At 71.4% G+C, this 1,359-nt stretch carries 1 protein-coding gene; it reads left to right on the top strand.

The window, feature by feature from the left end:
• Nucleotides 1-47: 47 nt before the first annotated feature.
• Nucleotides 48-1,325: a beta-ketoacyl-[acyl-carrier-protein] synthase family protein gene (locus ACFWI9_RS23310; protein WP_387164812.1), complete on the top strand. Its 1,278-nt coding sequence runs from the start codon at nt 48-50 to the stop codon at nt 1,323-1,325.
• Nucleotides 1,326-1,359 lie beyond the last annotated feature (34 nt).

Below are 1,359 nucleotides of genomic sequence, written 5' to 3'. Positions count from 1 at the left end.
CTCGTTCGCGCCCCAGTACTCCAGGTCGTTGCGGACCTGATAGCCGTGTGCCCGGGCGGGGGTGCCCCCCGCCCCCCCCCCCCCCCGCCGGCCCCCGCCCCGACACCGCATCGACCTGGGAAGGTCTGATCGCGGGACGCTCCGGCGTCCGCCCGCTGGACGACGAGCGCTTCGCCGACCTGCCCGTCCGTATCGCCGCCCCGGTGGCGGTCGACCCGGCTGATGTGCTTCCGCGTCCGGTCGCCCGGAAACTGGACCGTTCCGCCCAGTTCGCGCTGATCGCCGCCCGTGAGGCGTGGGCCGACGCGGGTTACTCCGGTCCGGCCGGAGCGGAGATCCCGGAGTCCGCCGAGGGTGCTGCGCAGGTCGCGCCCGAGCGGCTCGGCGCGGTCATCGCGTCCGGTATCGGCGGTGTCACCACACTGCTCGACCAGTACGACGTGCTGAAGGAGAAGGGCGTACGCCGCGTCTCCCCGCACACCGTGCCGATGCTGATGCCCAACAGCCCCTCCGCGAACGTGGGTCTGGAGGTGAACGCCCAGGCTGGCGTGCACACCCCGGTCTCCGCGTGTGCGTCAGGCGCCGAAGCGATCGGCTACGCCGTCGAGATGATCCGCAGCGGCCGTGCCGACGTGGTCATCGCCGGCGGTACGGAGGCGGCGATCCACCCGCTGCCGGTCGCCGCGTTCGCCAACATGATGGCGATGTCCAAGAACAACGACGAGCCCGAGAAGGCCTCGCGCCCCTACGACAAGGACCGTGACGGCTTCGTCCTCGGTGAGGGCGCCGGTGTGGTCATCCTGGAGTCGGCGGAGCACGCCGCGGCCCGTGGCGCCCGTGTGTACTGCGAGGTGCTCGGCCAGGGCCTGTCAGCGGACAGCCATCACATCGCCCAGCCGGAGCCGACCGGCCGCGGTATCGCCGCCGCGCTGCAGAACCTGCTGGACTCCTCGGACCTTAAGCCGGGCGAGGTCGTCCACCTCAACGCCCATGCGACGTCCACTCCTCAGGGTGATGTCGCGGAGATCAAGGCGCTGCGCAAGGTGCTGGGCGACGACCTCGACCACGTCGCGGTGTCCGCGACCAAGTCGATGACCGGGCATCTGCTCGGCGGCGCGGGCGGTATCGAGACCGTGGCGACGGTCCTCGCCCTGCACCACCGGCTCGCCCCGCCGACGATCAACGTCGACGAGCTCGACCCCGACGTGGACGCGGACATCGTCCGCGGTGAGCCGCGGGCGCTGCCCGACGGCACGATCGCGGCGATCAACAACTCGTTCGGTTTCGGCGGCCACAACGTGGTGCTGGCGTTCCGCACGGTCTGACACAGCGACGTAAGCACACGGCAGGGCCCGTCTC

Origin of the sequence: Streptomyces sp. NPDC127084 (assembly GCF_042724175.1) — a bacterium.
Taxonomy (GTDB): domain Bacteria; phylum Actinomycetota; class Actinomycetes; order Streptomycetales; family Streptomycetaceae; genus Streptomyces.
This window is presented reverse-complemented; position numbering and strand designations above follow the sequence as displayed.